This window comes from Moraxella boevrei DSM 14165 (assembly GCF_000379845.1).
GTDB lineage: Bacteria > Pseudomonadota > Gammaproteobacteria > Pseudomonadales > Moraxellaceae > Faucicola > Faucicola boevrei.
Genome location: NZ_KB903780.1, coordinates 1 through 15,768 on the forward strand (window position 1 = coordinate 1; position 15,768 = coordinate 15,768).

At 40.3% G+C, this 15,768-nt stretch carries 16 protein-coding genes and 3 pseudogenes; 9 read left to right on the forward strand and 10 right to left on the reverse strand.

Annotated features, from left to right (window positions below):
- On the forward strand, nucleotides 1-286 hold a 286-nt coding region (locus tag A3G3_RS0105070; RefSeq protein WP_019519459.1), incomplete at its 5' end, for an RNA-guided endonuclease InsQ/TnpB family protein.
- Between the two features lie 28 nt (nucleotides 287-314).
- Here the strand turns inward: A3G3_RS0105070 and A3G3_RS0105075 are convergent.
- Nucleotides 315-1,760, reverse strand: a pseudogene (locus A3G3_RS0105075) (vitamin B12 dependent-methionine synthase activation domain-containing protein); the annotation flags it as partial.
- 127 nt (nucleotides 1,761-1,887) lie between these two features.
- Here A3G3_RS0105075 and A3G3_RS14960 point away from each other — a divergent pair.
- The 5 genes and pseudogenes from A3G3_RS14960 to A3G3_RS0105105 form a co-directional block, all read left to right on the forward strand.
- Nucleotides 1,888-2,190 (forward strand): annotated as a pseudogene (locus tag A3G3_RS14960) (IS1595 family transposase); the annotation flags it as partial.
- A 166-nt stretch (nucleotides 2,191-2,356) separates the two neighbouring features.
- Entirely contained in the window at nucleotides 2,357-3,007 is a 651-nt protein-coding gene (locus tag A3G3_RS13220) for an LOG family protein (RefSeq protein WP_019519462.1), read from the forward strand.
- 158 nt (nucleotides 3,008-3,165) lie between these two features.
- Nucleotides 3,166-3,723, forward strand: coding sequence for a TPM domain-containing protein (locus tag A3G3_RS0105095; RefSeq protein WP_019519464.1), 558 nt, complete (start codon nucleotides 3,166-3,168; stop codon nucleotides 3,721-3,723).
- A 315-nt stretch (nucleotides 3,724-4,038) separates the two neighbouring features.
- Nucleotides 4,039-5,055, forward strand: a complete 1,017-nt coding sequence (locus A3G3_RS0105100; RefSeq protein ID WP_019519465.1) for an SEL1-like repeat protein — start codon at nucleotides 4,039-4,041, stop codon at nucleotides 5,053-5,055.
- A gap of 44 nt (nucleotides 5,056-5,099) precedes the next feature.
- Nucleotides 5,100-5,318 carry a hypothetical protein gene (locus tag A3G3_RS0105105; RefSeq protein ID WP_019519466.1) on the forward strand — a complete coding sequence of 73 codons (219 nt, stop codon included), beginning with the start codon at nucleotides 5,100-5,102 and terminating at the stop codon, nucleotides 5,316-5,318.
- A gap of 84 nt (nucleotides 5,319-5,402) precedes the next feature.
- Here A3G3_RS0105105 and A3G3_RS0105110 read toward each other — a convergent pair whose 3' ends face one another.
- Both A3G3_RS0105110 and metW read right to left on the reverse strand, forming a co-directional pair.
- Complete coding sequence (locus tag A3G3_RS0105110; protein ID WP_019519467.1) at nucleotides 5,403-5,987, reverse strand: tetratricopeptide repeat protein; 585 nt, start codon at nucleotides 5,985-5,987, stop codon at nucleotides 5,403-5,405.
- 245 nt (nucleotides 5,988-6,232) lie between these two features.
- Nucleotides 6,233-6,886 carry a methionine biosynthesis protein MetW gene (gene metW, locus A3G3_RS0105115; RefSeq protein WP_019519468.1) on the reverse strand — a complete coding sequence of 218 codons (654 nt, stop codon included), beginning with the start codon at nucleotides 6,884-6,886 and terminating at the stop codon, nucleotides 6,233-6,235.
- 59 nt (nucleotides 6,887-6,945) lie between these two features.
- Between metW and A3G3_RS0105120 the strand changes: the two genes are divergently transcribed.
- Nucleotides 6,946-7,374, forward strand: a complete 429-nt coding sequence (locus A3G3_RS0105120) for a hypothetical protein (protein ID WP_156802104.1) — start codon at nucleotides 6,946-6,948, stop codon at nucleotides 7,372-7,374.
- Here A3G3_RS0105120 and metX read toward each other — a convergent pair.
- The 4 genes from metX to A3G3_RS0105150 all read right to left on the reverse strand — a co-directional run bounded on the left by metX (nucleotide 7,367) and on the right by A3G3_RS0105150 (nucleotide 10,788).
- Nucleotides 7,367-8,587 (reverse strand): homoserine O-succinyltransferase MetX, encoded by a 1,221-nt coding sequence (metX, locus tag A3G3_RS0105125; protein ID WP_019519470.1) that lies wholly within the window; start codon nucleotides 8,585-8,587, stop codon nucleotides 7,367-7,369. The two genes, A3G3_RS0105120 and metX, sit on opposite strands and share 8 nt — an antisense overlap.
- Before the next feature lie 615 nt (nucleotides 8,588-9,202).
- Entirely contained in the window at nucleotides 9,203-9,688 is a 486-nt protein-coding gene (gene ccmE, locus A3G3_RS0105140) for a cytochrome c maturation protein CcmE (protein WP_026212858.1), read from the reverse strand.
- Between the two features lie 97 nt (nucleotides 9,689-9,785).
- Nucleotides 9,786-9,980: a heme exporter protein CcmD gene (gene ccmD, locus A3G3_RS0105145; protein ID WP_019519474.1), complete on the reverse strand. Its 195-nt coding sequence runs from the start codon at nucleotides 9,978-9,980 to the stop codon at nucleotides 9,786-9,788.
- A gap of 7 nt (nucleotides 9,981-9,987) precedes the next feature.
- Nucleotides 9,988-10,788 carry a heme ABC transporter permease gene (locus tag A3G3_RS0105150; RefSeq protein ID WP_019519475.1) on the reverse strand — a complete coding sequence of 267 codons (801 nt, stop codon included), beginning with the start codon at nucleotides 10,786-10,788 and terminating at the stop codon, nucleotides 9,988-9,990.
- 210 nt (nucleotides 10,789-10,998) lie between these two features.
- On the opposite strand from A3G3_RS0105150, the gene A3G3_RS0105155 reads away from it, so the two are divergent.
- Nucleotides 10,999-12,789 (forward strand): M61 family metallopeptidase, encoded by a 1,791-nt coding sequence (locus tag A3G3_RS0105155; protein ID WP_019519476.1) that lies wholly within the window; start codon nucleotides 10,999-11,001, stop codon nucleotides 12,787-12,789.
- A gap of 174 nt (nucleotides 12,790-12,963) precedes the next feature.
- The gene (locus A3G3_RS0105160) at nucleotides 12,964-13,221 is read left to right on the forward strand and encodes a type B 50S ribosomal protein L31 (RefSeq protein WP_019519477.1); all 258 of its coding nucleotides are present in this window, start codon (nucleotides 12,964-12,966) and stop codon (nucleotides 13,219-13,221) included.
- Nucleotides 13,222-13,448: 227 nt separating this feature from the next.
- Here A3G3_RS0105160 and A3G3_RS13225 read toward each other — a convergent pair.
- The 3 genes and pseudogenes from A3G3_RS13225 to A3G3_RS0105175 form a co-directional block, all read right to left on the reverse strand.
- Nucleotides 13,449-13,847 (reverse strand): annotated as a pseudogene (locus tag A3G3_RS13225) (hypothetical protein).
- Between the two features lie 63 nt (nucleotides 13,848-13,910).
- Nucleotides 13,911-14,666 (reverse strand): endonuclease/exonuclease/phosphatase family protein, encoded by a 756-nt coding sequence (locus tag A3G3_RS0105170; protein ID WP_040631330.1) that lies wholly within the window; start codon nucleotides 14,664-14,666, stop codon nucleotides 13,911-13,913.
- Nucleotides 14,667-14,704: 38 nt separating this feature from the next.
- Nucleotides 14,705-15,595, reverse strand: coding sequence for a LysR family transcriptional regulator (locus A3G3_RS0105175; RefSeq protein ID WP_019519480.1), 891 nt, complete (start codon nucleotides 15,593-15,595; stop codon nucleotides 14,705-14,707).
- Nucleotides 15,596-15,768 lie beyond the last annotated feature (173 nt).

Consider the following 15,768-nt stretch of genomic DNA (forward strand, 5'->3'; position numbering starts at 1 on the left):
AGCCAAATCGGTTTACGATGCAGGTTGGTTTGAACTGAAACGACAACTAACCTACAAATGTAAGAATGCAGGTTGCCGTTTTGAAATCGTGAATGAACGATACACTACCCAAACTTGCTCGTGCTGTGGCGATATGTCCAGTAGTCCGAAAGGTAGAGCAGGACTTGGAATAAGAGAATGGACTTGTGCAAAGTGTGGCACACGGCATGATAGAGATATCAACGCCAGTAAGAACATTCTTGCGGTCGGGCTTGACTGTCTGGGAGCAGGAATCCCCGAACGATAGGGAGGGGAGGAAGTCAAGGTTGGTTAAATTACTCGCCAAGATGGGGGTTTAACCATTCCTTCGCCGTCGCCAAATCCCAGCCTTTTAATTTGGCATAATGCTCTAATTGGTCTTGGCTGATTTTACCGATGTTAAAATATTCACTTTCAGGCAAGCTATAATAAAATCCACTCACGCTTGACGGTGGGTACATGGCGTAGCTTTCGGTAACAAATGTGCCGATTTCTTGTGTGGTGTAAAGCCAGTCAAACAGCGTGCCTTTTTCGGTATGTTCTGGGCAGGACGGGTAGCTGGGGGCTGGGCGTATGCCGACATATTTTTCACGGATTAACTCATCATTGGTGAGATTTTCGTTCGCTTGATAGCCCCAAAATTCTTTGCGAATGCGTTTATGCAGATGTTCGGCAAAACTTTCTGCAAAACGGTCACCCAAACTTTGTGCCAAAATCGCCGAATAGTCATCGCCTTTCGTTTTAAACTCACTCGCCATCTCTTCCACGCCAAAAATTGACACGGTAAATCCGCCCAAATAATCATTGCCATGGGGCGAAATGTAATCAGCAAGCGACAAGTTGGGTTTGCCTGTGACCTTATCTGACTGCTGACGCAAATGGTAAAACTCATGCGTGGCTTGACCCAAACCATCACCACAGTTATCGTAAACCGTAACCGTAACCGTATCCGTGCGTTTGGCTTGCATCAGCGTAAATACTGCTCGTGCGTCAAATCGCTGATTATCAATGATGTCTTTTAACAGGGTTTGGGCGTTGTCATATAATTCTCGTGCCGACTCGCCGACAATTTCATCGTCCAAGATTTTAGGGAATTTGCCTGCTAAACTCCACGAAATAAAAAACGGTGTCCAGTCAAAATAATTGAGCAAAACATCAAGTGGATAATTTTTTAACACCTGTTTGCCAAGCTGATTAGGAATTGGTGGTAAGTAATTTTCCCAATCTTTTTTAAAGCCGTTTTCTACCACTTCAAGATAACTTAATTTGGCGGCTTTGGGTTGTTTATTGGCAAGGCGTTCACGCACTGTTTGATATTCAGCACGAGTTTTGGTAACAAATTGTCCTTTCATTTCTTTGGATAATAGCGTGGTCGCCACGTCCACTGCACGGCTAGCGTCCGCCACATAAATCACCGCATCATTGCTATAATTTGGGTCAATTTTTACCGCCGTGTGGGCTTTTGATGTGGTCGCACCACCGATGAGTAGCGGAATATGAAAGCCTTGTTCTTGCATTTGGCTTGCGACATAGACCATTTCATCGAGGCTTGGCATGATTAATCCTGATAGTCCGATGATGTCCACTTTTTCATCTTTGGCGGTTTGCAAAATTTTCTCACAAGGTACCATTACGCCCAAATCGATGATGTCATAGCCGTTACACCCTAAGACTACACCCACGATGTTTTTGCCGATGTCGTGTACGTCGCCTTTGACGGTCGCCATTAAGACCTTGCCCTTTTTCAGTATCCGCCTGTCCTTTTTCATCAAATGCCATGACGATAATCGCCGAACCGTAACGGCGACACAGGCGAGCCTTTTGTACAAACTCATGTTAAGTGTGGGTGAATTATGATATACTACCAATATGAAGCTAACTCGTTGTAAACTAAGTAAAAAAATTGCAGTTAAAACTGCTAGAACCGTTGCAGATTTGGTGGGAATTCACCATAACGTTGCTACCTTATTCTACCATAAAATCAGACTTGTGATAGGATATCATCTTGATTTTGAAGCTGAAGCTGAAATTGAATTTGATAGTGAAATAGAACTTGATAAAAACTATCTTGGTGATGTACGCAAAGGTAAACGTGGGCGTGGTGCAGGTGATAAAACAATCGTTTTTGGTATTCTAAAACGCAAAGACAGGGTTTATAATGTCATTGCCAAAACACCAAATAAAGCAAGCTAAGGCATTTCCACTTATTTTTAAAAAGAATGTGAGTTTAGAATTAACTATAGCACACCATCACAAAAACTTAGAGTTTTGAGAAAATGGTATGATGTTTAGGGCTTGTCTAATACAGCTCTAATCAGTTTTTAAAAGAGAAAAAGTGATGCAGAAACAAGATTTAATCACCAATAAACAAGTGGACAACCTTGTTGACATTATCAAAAACCAAGCCATTACAACACCGTTGGTAGCGGTGTATTGTGGCTCTCGCATGGGTAATCAGCCGATTTTTGTGGAACAAGCGTACGAGCTTGGCAAAAAGTTGGCACAAGCCAAACTCGGCTTGGTATATGGCGGTGCGAGCGTGGGCATTATGGGGGCAGTCGCGGACGGTGTACTATCAGAAAATGGTGTGGCGGTGGGTGTCATTCCTGATTTTTTGCTTGGTAAGGAAAATGCCCACCCAAGACTCACACACTTACATTTTACCGACACAATGCACACTCGCAAGGCGATGATGGCGGAGTATGCCAGTGCGTTTGTGGCATTGTCAGGCGGTATGGGTACAGTGGAAGAGTTGGCGGAGATTTTTACGTGGCGACAGCTGAATATTCACCAAAAGCCAATCATTTTGCTAAATACGGACGGTTATTATGATGATTTTATTCGTTTTGTGCAAAGTATGGCGGATAAGGGCTTTATGAGCCAAGTGGATGCCGAGCGGTTAGTGGCGTGTGAGACGGTGGATGCGGTGGTGAACGTATTAAAGGTGTTGGCAAAGCCTGATGAAGATGTGGATACGAGTGTTTTTTGATTGTGGTTCGGTCAATAAAAACAGAATTTATTTTAAAATCCCAAGCGTTGCAAAATCAGCTTGGGGTTATTTTCCAACCAATCATTAACAAAAAAACAACCCTATTTTCACCACAAAATCGGTATCATAGCAAAAATTTATGACAAACCAAAATCGCTATGCAAACTACCCTAACACCCTTAATTGACCCCATTCAAACACTCACCCCAACCCCAAAACCTAGCCTAAAACGCTGGTGGCGACAGGTTTTTTTTATCCCCTGTATCCACAACCGTTGGCTTACCCAACAAGCCCAAGCCGAACTCTCCAAAGCCGTTAGTCAAGCCGAAACAGGACACCGTGGCGAAGTCTTTTTGGTGATAGAAAACACCTTACCTCTCCACATCGCACGCACACAAGATAGCCGAGACAGGGCAGTACAAGTGTTCGCTGACTATGGCGTGTGGGATACGGCAGACAATACAGGTGTGCTCGTCTATCTCAACGTCTGCGAACACCGTCTAGAAATCGTGGCAGATAGGGGTATCAATCAGCACGTTTTGCCGACCATGTGGCAAGCCATGTGCGACAAGGCTCTTACCCAGATCAAAGCCGACAAACCTGTCGTTGGATTGGTCGGATTATTGGACGACATTGGACAGTTATTACGCCAATATTACCAACAAACCGACACCGCAGGTAACGAATTAAGCGACACAGTTGTTTACTTAAGATAAGGTATATTTTTAATGAAATTTTGTTTATAATAATCAATCAAATAAACTTAGAACCTGTATTTATCACGTTTTTGTAATGAAAAGTAAGCTTTAGCCAATTTTCATGCGAAAGCGAACTTTTGTCTATTAATTTTTACAGCAAATGTTAATTGCGTAAAGCTGTGAATACAGGTTCTTAGTTTCCCGTTGGTAATGAGCTAAGTCGAAGTCTTGGAAAACCGTTATTCTTCGATAAGCTCAACATAACGGTTTTAAATTAATCCTCTTATTTGATAAAATTTTTGACAAATAAATAAAATTAACATTGGATAAAAAATGACTGAACAAACGTCTCTTAATCACGATTTTTCCCATTACCAACCACTAGCCGAACAAGGCGATGCCGAAGCCCAATATCAGCTAGGTTTATGCTACGCCCAAGGTAACGGTGTAGAAAAAAACTTTCGTGAAGCAGGGCGATACTGGCTCATGGCAGGTAAACAAAACCATGCCTATGCGTTGCTATATTTGGGTAAATTGTTTGAAAAAGGGGCGGGCGTGCCACAGGACTATGCCCGAGCGTGTCAATGTTACCAAGTCGCTGGTCAACAAAATTTGGCAGAAGGCAAAGTTCATCTTGCCATGCTATATTTACAAGGGCTTGGCGTGGCACAAGATGCGAAAAAAGCAATTAATTTATTTATCCAAGGGGCAGAACAAGGCGATGCTACCGCCCAATATAATTTGGCGATTGCCTATGAAAAAGGCATGGGCGGGTTGAGTGAAAATAACGAACAGGCGATTTTTTGGTATCAACAAGCGGTTAATCAAGGTTACGAACCTGCTAAAAAACGCCTTGAACGGATTGGCATGACGCATAATCAATCTAGTGAAACTGCCGAAGATTTATTTCAACAAGGCGTAGCCATACTACAGCACGACCTTGGCAACGCCTTTGCCCAATTTGAACAATCCGCCCAACAAAACTTTGCCAAAGCCCAATACAATATGGGCGTGGCTCATGCGTTTGGCGTGGCAAATGTGGCGTTGAATTTGGCAAAATCAGTTGAATATTTGCAAAAATCAGCGGAACAAGGCTATCGCAATGCCCATTTTTTGCTTGGTTGGCTATACCAAACCCAACAAAATTTAAAGAACGACACCCAAGCCCTTACCCATTATGAAAAAGCGAGCGAACTCGGAAACGCTCAAGCCCAATACGCCCTGTATCAGATGTACGAAACAGGCAATGGCGTGGCAAAAAATCCCGAAACTGCCCTAATGTGGCTACGTCAATCCGCCAAACAAGGTTACGGCGTGGCGTATCAGCGTTTAGAGCAGTTAATCCCTTAATGTCAAAATTTTAACCAATTTAACAAAACAAAAGCGAGAAACGCATGAAAAAATCTTTGCTACTCTTAAGCCTAATCAGCGTGTTATCCATCAGTGCCTGTAGTTCGGATGAACCTGCAAAATCTGAAAGCACATCAGAAAGCAAGCCTACAAGCCACAGCGATATTGGCAATCAACCCAAAGCCATGATTGATAAAGCCAATAACGCCGTGGATAAAGCCAATGCCCATACCGCAGAAAAAATGGAACAGGCAAATCAATAAGTTAAACTGATAAAACTTTTAAACTTGCCAAAATAAAAAAGGTGATAAATTAGTTATCACCTTTTTTAACATGATTGATTGTCATTATTTTGACTGAAACCAACTATCCGCACGGCTACGAGCGGTTGCGATGTCTTGGGTTGATAGGTTCAAGGCCAATTGACTAATTTTGCTTTGTGCCTTGCTACGCACTTGGTCAGATAGCATACCGTCACGTGAGGCTAAGTCGTACCATTTGTACGCATCGACCAATTTTTTGTCTTTTTCGTCCAACATCGCAAGCGTATAACTTGCACGGTTATCACCAAGTTTTGCCGCTTTTTCTAGCCAATAGCGTGCTTGTTGGGCATTTGGTTTGACACCTTCGCCACGGATATACATCATTGCTAAGTTTAGCTGAGCAGGTGCGATGTCTTGCTTAGCAGCGGTGGTGTACCATTGGATGGCTTGGGCAAAGTCTTGCTGTGTACCGATACCTTTATGGTAGCGTTTTGCCAAAAAAAATTGGGCTTGTTGGTTGCCAGATTTGGCTTGTGTGATTAAATCTTTCACAGGCATGATGTCAAAGCGTGAGCTATCAAGTGGAATGTTTGCGACTAAATCTGCACTGGCAACGCCTGAAAAACCTAAGACACTTGCCAATAAAGTTGCTTTAAAAAACTTTTTCATAAAAAAACTCCGTGAGATGAGATTTACCAAGTTTCTAGACAAAAAACTTGCATAAATTCAACTAATTAAGTGAAATTTTGCCGTTCATTGATAAGATAAAAATTGTTCAAAATCAATTTTTATCTCCTTTTGACGATACGTTTATCGTACCATTCTTTACAAAAAATTTCAAACCATTTTTCGATAAAAGGCAGTATGGCAAAGGTTTGTTACAATATGGTCAAAATTTAGACAAATTTGCCAGTTTAAACCTTCGCCACCCGATATACCGCCACATCTGCGAGTAGATTTGGGGCGGATTTTATCACTTTATCAATGTTCGGTTTGATAAGTTTGTCTTTTAAAGTGTTTGGTACAAATTTTGGTAATTTATCCAGCATCGGCGAGTCGGACAACGCTACTGTCTCTAAAATAGTGATATTGTTGTCATGGCAGAGCTTTTCAAAATCCTTAAAGGTACACAGATGAATGTTGGGTGTGTCATACCACATATGCGGAATGGTTTCGCTCATTGGCATAATGCCTTTAATGCCAAGATATACACGGTTTTGCCAATAGGCGAAATTGGGAAAGGTTACAATGCCAATTTTGGCAACACGGAGCATATCATTTAACAAATCTTTGGGGTTTTTGACTGCTTGCAAAGCACGAGCCATGACTACCACATCAAAACTGCCATCATGAAAACGAGATAATCCGTCATTTAAATCTTGCTCAATGACGTTTACGCCACGAGCGATACATTCGTTGATTTTGGATTGGTCAAGCTCAATGCCGTAGCCAAACACGTTTAAATTATCCTGCAAATGTGACAAAAGCGAGCCGTCACCACAGCCTAAATCTAGAACTTTGGCGTGCGGTTTTATCCATTTTTCGGCGAGTTGGTGGTCGATTTTCATAGTTTACCTTTTTGATTTTTTATGCTAAATTTAAGGCAAATTTAATTGAGCATATCATTTTGAAAGAATTGGCTTTAAAACTTTGGCAAAGATTCACTTTAACACAGCTAGTTATTTTTCCTGTGATTGCAAATGCGGACGATATGTATCGTGGCATGGCAACATTACTAGTCGGCTATCCAAGTATTATTTTTGCAATCACTTTAATTCTATTGGCGTTAAAAGATTTTGGCATAATTTTGCTAAAAATGATAACGTTGCCAATAGCTATGTTAACCATCATCACAAATTTGCTAATTTTCTCAACGGATACAGTCAGCTATTTTGTTTATCACATGAATCAATTAAATCAAGCTGATAAGTTTTCAAATTTACCATCAGAAAGTATCATTTCAACGGATTTAATCATCATGATAATTTACCTTATTTTGAATATTTTCTTAATTTATTTGGCTATCAAATTTTATAAATTCAAGAAAGTTAATTAAGTAAAAAATTAAACACCGCCTGCCGATACAGCGGAATGTCAAACAAAAACGAGTCATGCCCGTACGGTGCGTTAATATTAATGTAGCTGACAGGCTTAGCATTACTGATTAGGGCATTGACGATTTCTTGGGAACGTTCAGGAGCGAACCGCCAATCGGTGGTAAACGACACCACCAAAAATTGACACTGCGTGTGGGCAAGGGCGTGTTTTAGGGCGTCATGGTCGGATAAATTTTCATAATTATCCACCACACCGCGAGCAGGGTCAAAATAATCGAGTGCCTTTGTCATAAGTAAATACGAATTGGCATCAAATCGAGTGCTAAACTGCTCACCTTGATAACGTAGATAGCTTTCTACTTCAAAATCCACGTCGTAATTAAACTTGAGTTTGCCTGTTTTTAAATCTCGCCCAAATTTAACCTTCATCGCCTCATCGGTCAGATAGGTGATATGTCCAACCATACGTGCCAAAATTAAACCACGTTTTGGGGTTTTGTTTTTTTCTAAATAAAATCCACCTATAAAATCTGGGTCGGATAAAATCGATTGGCGAGCTACCTCGTTAAAGGCGATGTTTTGGGCGGAGAGTTTTGGTGTACTGGCAATCACCACGCATTTTTTTAAACGATTTGGAAAATCAATCGACCAGCGTAACGCCTGCATACCGCCCATAGAACCGCCCACCACAGCGTGCCATACATCAATACCAAAATAATCGGCGAGCATGGCTTGGGTCATCACCCAGTCTTTGACCGTAACCATGGGAAAATCCGCCCCAAATGGTTTACCTGTATCAGGATTTATAGTTGTAGGACCTGTTGAGCCGTAGCATGAACCGATGTTATTTAAGCACACCACAAAAAATTCTGATGTGTCAATCGCACGCCCCTTGCCAATAAAATTATCCCACCAGCCCGCTTTTTTATCGTCAATATTATGATAACCTGCTGCATGATGCGAACCTGATAAAGCGTGACAAATTAAAATGGCGTTGGATTTATCGGCGTTTAATTGCCCATAGGTTTCTATCATTAAATCAAAACCGTTTAATTCCTGTCCGCTCTCTAACGTCAAAATCTCATCAAAATGTACTTTTTTTGGAATGACAATGCCGACCGATGTGGGGTCAAGGTGTTTTAGGGAGGTAAGCGTGGGGTTATCTTCGTATTTTTCTTCTGTCTGTGGCTGTTTTTTGGTTTGTACTGTCATAATCATTACCAAGCATAATTTTTTAATCATGCTATTTTAACATAAAATCCGTTTACAAATTAGGGCGTATTGGACATTTAAAAAGAATTTGCCAAAAAAATAGCGATACAGTAAACTTTAAGCTCTGACCCAAAAAATGAGCTATTCGCCATGACTAAGCCCAGACCTATGCTTAAAGATAGACGTTGACATTTTAATTTCTACCCCTTAATGCCCCCAAATAATAGTTATCAAACAGTTTATTGGGTAGATTGCCAGCGTCAGATGTACGCCAAATTATCACGCATTGGCAAAGAGCTTTCAACTTTTAAAAGCGAAAAAAAATCGTCATTGGCGGGTGGGTGTGTTTACCAAATCAGAACGGTGGGTCGGATATGATGAAAATCAGTAGCATATCGTTAGAGAAATTATGACCAAACAAGCAACCAATAAATATATTAAGATTGCTCATATTCCGCATCTCAAAGCCCGTAAAAATAAGAAAATTGACATACAGCAAGAATTGGAAGCGTATGATGATGAATAAAAGTAATTTTTTAATCCGTCACCATTCAGTTTATATAAAACGTCCTTAAACATTCGTTTAAGCAAAACTTACAAAACCAGCCCGCATTTTTACTGATTCACAGGTTCAGCAGGGATGAATTGCTCTTGATTGGTATTTGTACCACGGGCTTGCTGATCTTGCTTCAACGATTTTGCAACTTCAGGTGGCATATAATTTTCATCATGCTTTGCCAACACTTCGCTCGCCACAAAAGTCTTACCCTGTATTTCTCCCGTTGCCACCACGCCCGAGCCTTCGGCAAATAAATCAGGTAAAATCCCTTGATAACTCACAGGCACGGTCTGCTTATAATCGGTAATTTGAAAATTCACCTTTAACGGATCAGTCGCATCACGCACCACGCTACCACGCACTACCATACCACCTGCACGGATGCGGGTTTCCTGTGGGGCTTTGCCTGCATGAATGGCGGTCGGGTCAAAATAATAATCCGTCTGTTGCCCAATGGCGTAAATCACCAACGCCACCGCAATCACCGCCCCAATCAAGGTTGCGATAACCCACATCAATTTTTTTTGACGCACTGCATTCATTGCCATAACGACTACCTTTATTTATCAGTTATTGTTGGCTAAATTGTAAAGAATTTGGCTAAACCGTTAAAATTTTATCAATTATCAACATTATACACTATTTTGTACGTTGGCGTTGATTTTGTCGGACGTGTTGGGTATAAATACGTTTTAGCGTGTTCTGACGTTCACTACGGCTATAAATAATGATGCCAATCAAACAGGCAAAGCTAAAGCCATAGCTTGCCCAAACGTAAAAACCATGTCCACCCATATTTAAAAATTCTGTAAAATTATTAAAGTAAAAATTCATAAGATACCTATTTTTTTGTTAAACGCCGAACTTCCTCAATCACCCATTGCTTGTTGCTTTCTCGTTGCAAAATCAACGTATTGGTACGATAAATCGCTAACGCACCCACCAAAAAATAACAACCAAGCATCATGATTAACAACGGCACCCACATTTCTGCAGGCATTTTTGGGCGTTCGGTAACGGTAAAAGTCGCCCCTTGATGCAGGGTATTCCACCAATTCACCGAATATTTAATAATTGGCAAATTCACCGCTCCAACAATGGACAAAATCGCCGCCGCCTTGCCACGATTTGCCGTATGCTCAAACGCCACAAATAACGCCATCACCCCGGCATACAAAAACGCCAAAATCAACATAGACGTCAGCCGTGCGTCCCACACCCAGTACGTTCCCCACGTGGGTTTTGCCCAAATTGACCCTGTTAACAGACTTAAAACACACAAAATAAAGCCAATCGGAGCAATCGCTTGAGCGACCAAATTCGCGGTTTTAATTTTCCAAACCAAATAAATCACGCCCAAAATCGCCAATGCCAAATAAATAGACATGGCAAGCCCAGCCGCTGGCACATGGATAAAAATAATCCGATAACTATCGCCTTGCAAATAATCCGCAGGAGCAAAACCTAGCCCCCACACCGTGCCAACCGTGAGCAACACCAACGCAATCAACGATAAATACTTGACCCAAGGGGCAAAAATACGGTAAAACTCTTTCGTGCCGACAGTTTTTAAAAAGCCTTGCCACACTCGTGAAAAAAAGCCTTGATTGTCAACAGTTGGGTCAGTTGGGGTCGTTGCCATAGCGTTGCCTGTGTTGGTTGCGGTTTTAGTTTCGGTGATTGAAAAATGATACAATGGGTTAAATATTACAAATATGACTTAAATTTTTATATTTTAATGGATTTTTGAAATTTTTTCACCCAAAAACTGCGATTAAAATTTTTAAAAATCGGTTATAATCTTTTTTTGTCAAACCAATTAATAAACATATAACAAGCATTTGGAAAAACGATGTCAAAACTGCATTACACCCTTGATTTTCAACGTTTTCGTGAGCATCTTGCCGATGTATCGCTCACTTTTACCGCTCATACCGATAATCCAACCGTTTGGTTGCCAACTTGGATTGCAGGCAGTTATCTAATTCGAGAATTTGCCAAAAATATTACCGCATTAACGGCAAAAATCGGCGATAAAACTCAGCGTTGCAAAAAAATCCACAAAAACGCATGGCAAATTTTAGCAAAACAAGGCGATATTATCACGGTGAATTATGAAGTTTATGCCTACGATTTATCTGTTCGCACGGCATATTTTGACCAAACTCGGCTATACGGTAATTTTTCAGCCTTGGCAGTGGCAATTTTAGGGCAAGAAAATGCACCGATTTTAGTGGAGTTGATTTGCCCAAATGCGTTTTTGCAGTCGCCTTATCATGACGGTTTTGAGCCAACTTTGGCAACGGCTTTGCCTGATAAAATGCACCAACAACGCACCCAAACCATTTATCAACTCACCGCCAACAATTACGAAGAATTAACCGATAGCCCCTTTGAAATTGCGGTGCAAGACGGTTTTGAATTTGAAGTCTTTGACCAATATAAGCAACCAATTTTACACCGTTTTTTATTGTCAGGCAAACATAGTGCATATTTAGAAAGATTACACGATGATATTGCTAAAATTTGTCAATTTTATGTTGATTGGCTTGGAGATACGCCGTTTGATGATTATACATTTATGACGCTTGCGACAGGCAATGACTATGGTGGATTAGAACATTTGTCCAGTACGAGCTTGGTAACACCACGCGATGATTTACCAAGTTATCAAGAAAAAGCCGAGCCAAGTGATAATTACCAAACTTTTTTGGGCTTGTGTAGCCACGAATATTTTCATGCGTGGTGGGTAAAAACCGTCTGTCCAAGTGCTATAGAAAATCCTGATTTAAATCAATTATTTAGTAGAGAAACCGACACCAATTTATTGTGGGTTTTTGAAGGCTTTACCAGTTATTTTGATGATTTTGTGTTGCAAGCCAGTGGCGTGATTTCGCAAGACAGTTATTTGAACTTATTGGCAAAACAAATTAACCGTTATTTTCAAACACAAGGGCGAGAATTACAAACACTTGCCGAGTCTGGCTATGACGCTTGGTTAAAACTGTACCGCCCTGATGAAAACTCTGCCAATGCAGGCGTGAGTTATTATAATAAAGGGGCGTTGGTTGCGTTGTGCCTTGATTTGACCTTAAAACAGCACGGCAAACGTTTGCTTAATGTGGTGAAACATTTTTATCAGCTTGCCAAACAAAATCCGTCCGCTAAATTTGGCATGACCGATGACAATGTGAACAGCGTGATGTGTGAGTTTTTGCCAAAACAGGTTTGGGATAATTTTCGTGAAAATTATATTGACGGTTTGACTGAGTTGCCATTGTACGAATTATTAAGTGAAAATGGGATAAGTATTAAACAAAGGTTTGAAAATTTAGCATTTGGAATAAAAGCTATCGATGAACCCTATGGGTTAAAAATTCAACGTGTATTGAGAAATAGCCAAGCCAGCCAAGCAGGTCTATCGGCGAATGATGTCTTGTTGGCGTTTGATAATATCAAAGCGAGTGAAAAGATGTTAAAACAGTTGGCTTTAAATCAAGGGGAAGATGATGAAATTTTGTGTCATTTTTTCCGTAGAGATGAGTTAATGCAGACCTGTATTCAAGGTGGTGGTTCGCCACGATTTGAGATTTGGCAATTAACCGCCACAGAAAAACTTGAATTTTTGGCAAAATGCGTGTAAAATATCAGCTCATTTTTGTTTAAATTATTTCAACCTAGTTCTGTGTTGGCTTTAATCGGTTGGGTTTTTTGGGTAAATTATTGATTCTAAACTTATTTTTTAAAATTCACTATTTACGCCAATCAATACCAATCGCAGACCAAAGGGCAGAACGTAACTAACAAGAGAACCACCATGCGTGCAGACATTCATCCAGAATATAACGAAGTATTATTTCACGACACCAATGCAGACGTGTATTTTTTGACACGTTCAACCATTAAATCAAAACACACTCGTGAATACGAAGGCAAAGAATATCCATACGTTGCCCTTGACGTGTCAAGTGCGTCTCACCCATTCTATACAGGTGAACAACGTAAAGCACAAAATGAAGGTCGTGTTGCGAGCTTTAATAAACGTTTTGGTGCTTTTGCAAGCCGTAAAAAATAAATTTCAGACTGTACTAGAGCGTGTTGAACTTTTATTTTTCCTATTAAAATGATAAAAATCGCAGTCTCTTTAAGGAAAATCTCTTGCTAATATTCATTATATCAACAAGAGATTTGACGAAGAACAACAAGATTTAGCCGTTTTTAATCCAAAAACATATAATGGATTTTAACATATTTCTATTTTGTGAAAAGTGTGATAAATGTTCAACACGCTCTAGATAAGCCCTAAACATCATACCATTTTCTCAAAACTCTAAGTTTTTGTAATGGTGTGCTATAGTTAATTCTAAACTCACATTCTTTTAAAAATAAGTGGAAATGCCTTAGCGTTCTTTATTTGTTGTTTTTGGCAATGACATTATAAACCCTGTCATTGCGTTTTAGAATACCAAAAACGATTGTCTTATCACCTACAACACGCCCACGTTTACCTTTGCGTGTATCGCCAAAATAGTTTTCATCAAGTTCAATTTCAGCTTCAAAATCAAGATGATATTTTATCACAAGTCTGATTTTATGGTAGAATAAGGTAGCAAGGTTATGGTGAATTCCTACCAAATCTGCAACGGTTCTGGCAGTTTTAACTGCAATTTTTTTACTTAGTTTACAACGAGTTAGCTTCATATTGGTAGTAACTCACTCATATGTGCTAATCTACGTCAGCCCTTTTAGTATAGTACAGCCCCATTATAATAAACTTAATTCCGCACTAATCGGTAAATGGTCGGATAATTTGTCAAAAGGCGTGCCTGTATGTACCCACGCTTGATTTACCCTTAAATTTTTCACATAAATTCTGTCCAAGCTTAACAAGGGCAAACGTGCTGGAAAAGTCGGCAATAGTTTGCCAAAATGTTGTTGAAATACTTCTTGCAGTGCCAAATTTTTTGCCAATTTATCCATAGACAACTGTTGCCAATCATTAAAATCCCCTGCTAAAATTAATGGGGCATCAGGGGCGATGTTGTGGCGAATATAGTCGCTAATCGCTTGGTACTGCTTGGTGCGGTCTCGCTCTAGCAGGTTGAGATGAGCATTTAGTACGGTCAAAGGCTGTGTAGCGTTGGGCAGAAGGATTTCGCAATGCAACACGCCACGCTGTTCAAGGCGGTTCACGCTAATATTCATGTTATGCTTTGGGTCAAGCACAAAACGGCTTAGCACTGCATTGCCATGATGTCCATGCGGATATTCACAGTTTTTACCATAGTTGGGTGACATTTGCAAATATTCGCCAAACCAGTCATGTTGCGACTGCTCAGGAAATTCATTAAACTTTATCATCCGTTTTAAATTTTGCCCTTGTACTTCTTGCAAACACAAGATATCACTGTTTAGCTGTTTTAAGGCTTTGGCAATGGGGGCGATAATCACTTCACGGTTAAGCGGTGACATACCTTTGTGAATATTATAGCTTGTAATCATAAATGTCGGTGTTAGCATGATGATTTTTTCAAAAATAGTGGTTATCAGCGTGGTTATCAGTTTGGTTTTTCAACCGTTTTTAACAATTCTAAAAAACCTTGCATAAAACTTAATTCAAGGCTGTCTTGGCGTACGCCTGCATACAGTTGACAAAACACACCGTCACCGAGCGGACGGCTCAGCACCCAGCCTTTGCTTTCATAATCGGCAACCACCCAATCAGGCAGGCTTGCCACACCACGCTCTGATGCCACTAGCTGAATGAGCATGGCAGTCAGTTCGGTAGTGCGGATTTTTTTTGGCAGTACCTTCGCAGGAATCAGAAATTTTGCCATAATATCAAGGCGTTTTTGTTCAACAGGATAAGTAATCAGCGTCTGTTCGCTTAAATCGTTTGGCTCAATCTGTGTTTTATCCGCTAATGTATGGGTTGGGGCAAGCACCAAGCGACTTTCATAGCGAAATAGCGGCAAATAATCCAAGCCGTCAATGGGTAATGGACTGGTGGTAATTAACACATCAATGTCATTATCAATCAGCATCTGATGCGGTTCAGGTTCAAAACCTGTAGAAAAATCCAACTCCACATCTCGCCACTCCTTACGATAACGGTTCAAAATCGGCATCAGCCAATCAAAGCAACTATGACACTCGCTTGCTAAGCGTAACTGCCCCGCTTGTCCATGTGCGAGTCGTCTAATATTGGTGATAGTTCTGGCAACTTGGGGTAAAATAGTGTCAGCAAGTTTTAACAACTCTTTGCCTGCAGGCGTAAATGTAAGTGGGCGAGAACGCCGATTAACAAGGCTCAAGCCATAATAATGCTCAATCTCTTTTAATTGATGTGAGATTGCCGATGCAGTCACGTGTAATTCTTCGGAGGCACCCGCCAACGAACCTTGAGAACGCAAGGCAATCAACATCTGTAAATGACGCAAATCTAACATAGCTCATTATCCAAATAAAAAAAATTTGAATAATTTTAACAAAAATTAATATAAAATGAAATTTTTTCAGCAAGAATTGATTAAAAATAAAAAAATATTAAAAAAACTGGCTTTTTTGCAAATTTTTCTTGTGAGTTTGCCAAATTTTTAGTAAGGTAAGCACTTTAATCTTT

Coding starts and splice junctions, on each gene's coding strand:
- metW (WP_019519468.1), bottom strand. CDS start 6,886: ATGAAAATCGACCACCAACTCGCCGAAAAATGGATAAAACCGCACGCC.
- A3G3_RS0105100 (WP_019519465.1), top strand. CDS start 4,039: ATGACTGAACAAACGTCTCTTAATCACGATTTTTCCCATTACCAACCA.
- ccmE (WP_026212858.1), bottom strand. CDS start 9,688: ATGAATGCAGTGCGTCAAAAAAAATTGATGTGGGTTATCGCAACCTTG.
- A3G3_RS0105160 (WP_019519477.1), top strand. CDS start 12,964: ATGCGTGCAGACATTCATCCAGAATATAACGAAGTATTATTTCACGAC.
- ccmD (WP_019519474.1), bottom strand. CDS start 9,980: ATGAATTTTTACTTTAATAATTTTACAGAATTTTTAAATATGGGTGGA.
- metX (WP_019519470.1), bottom strand. CDS start 8,587: ATGACAGTACAAACCAAAAAACAGCCACAGACAGAAGAAAAATACGAA.
- A3G3_RS0105175 (WP_019519480.1), bottom strand. CDS start 15,595: ATGTTAGATTTGCGTCATTTACAGATGTTGATTGCCTTGCGTTCTCAA.
- A3G3_RS13220 (WP_019519462.1), top strand. CDS start 2,357: ATGCAGAAACAAGATTTAATCACCAATAAACAAGTGGACAACCTTGTT.
- A3G3_RS0105155 (WP_019519476.1), top strand. CDS start 10,999: ATGTCAAAACTGCATTACACCCTTGATTTTCAACGTTTTCGTGAGCAT.
- A3G3_RS0105110 (WP_019519467.1), bottom strand. CDS start 5,987: ATGAAAAAGTTTTTTAAAGCAACTTTATTGGCAAGTGTCTTAGGTTTT.
- A3G3_RS0105170 (WP_040631330.1), bottom strand. CDS start 14,666: ATGCTAACACCGACATTTATGATTACAAGCTATAATATTCACAAAGGT.
- A3G3_RS0105150 (WP_019519475.1), bottom strand. CDS start 10,788: ATGGCAACGACCCCAACTGACCCAACTGTTGACAATCAAGGCTTTTTT.
- A3G3_RS0105095 (WP_019519464.1), top strand. CDS start 3,166: ATGCAAACTACCCTAACACCCTTAATTGACCCCATTCAAACACTCACC.
- A3G3_RS0105105 (WP_019519466.1), top strand. CDS start 5,100: ATGAAAAAATCTTTGCTACTCTTAAGCCTAATCAGCGTGTTATCCATC.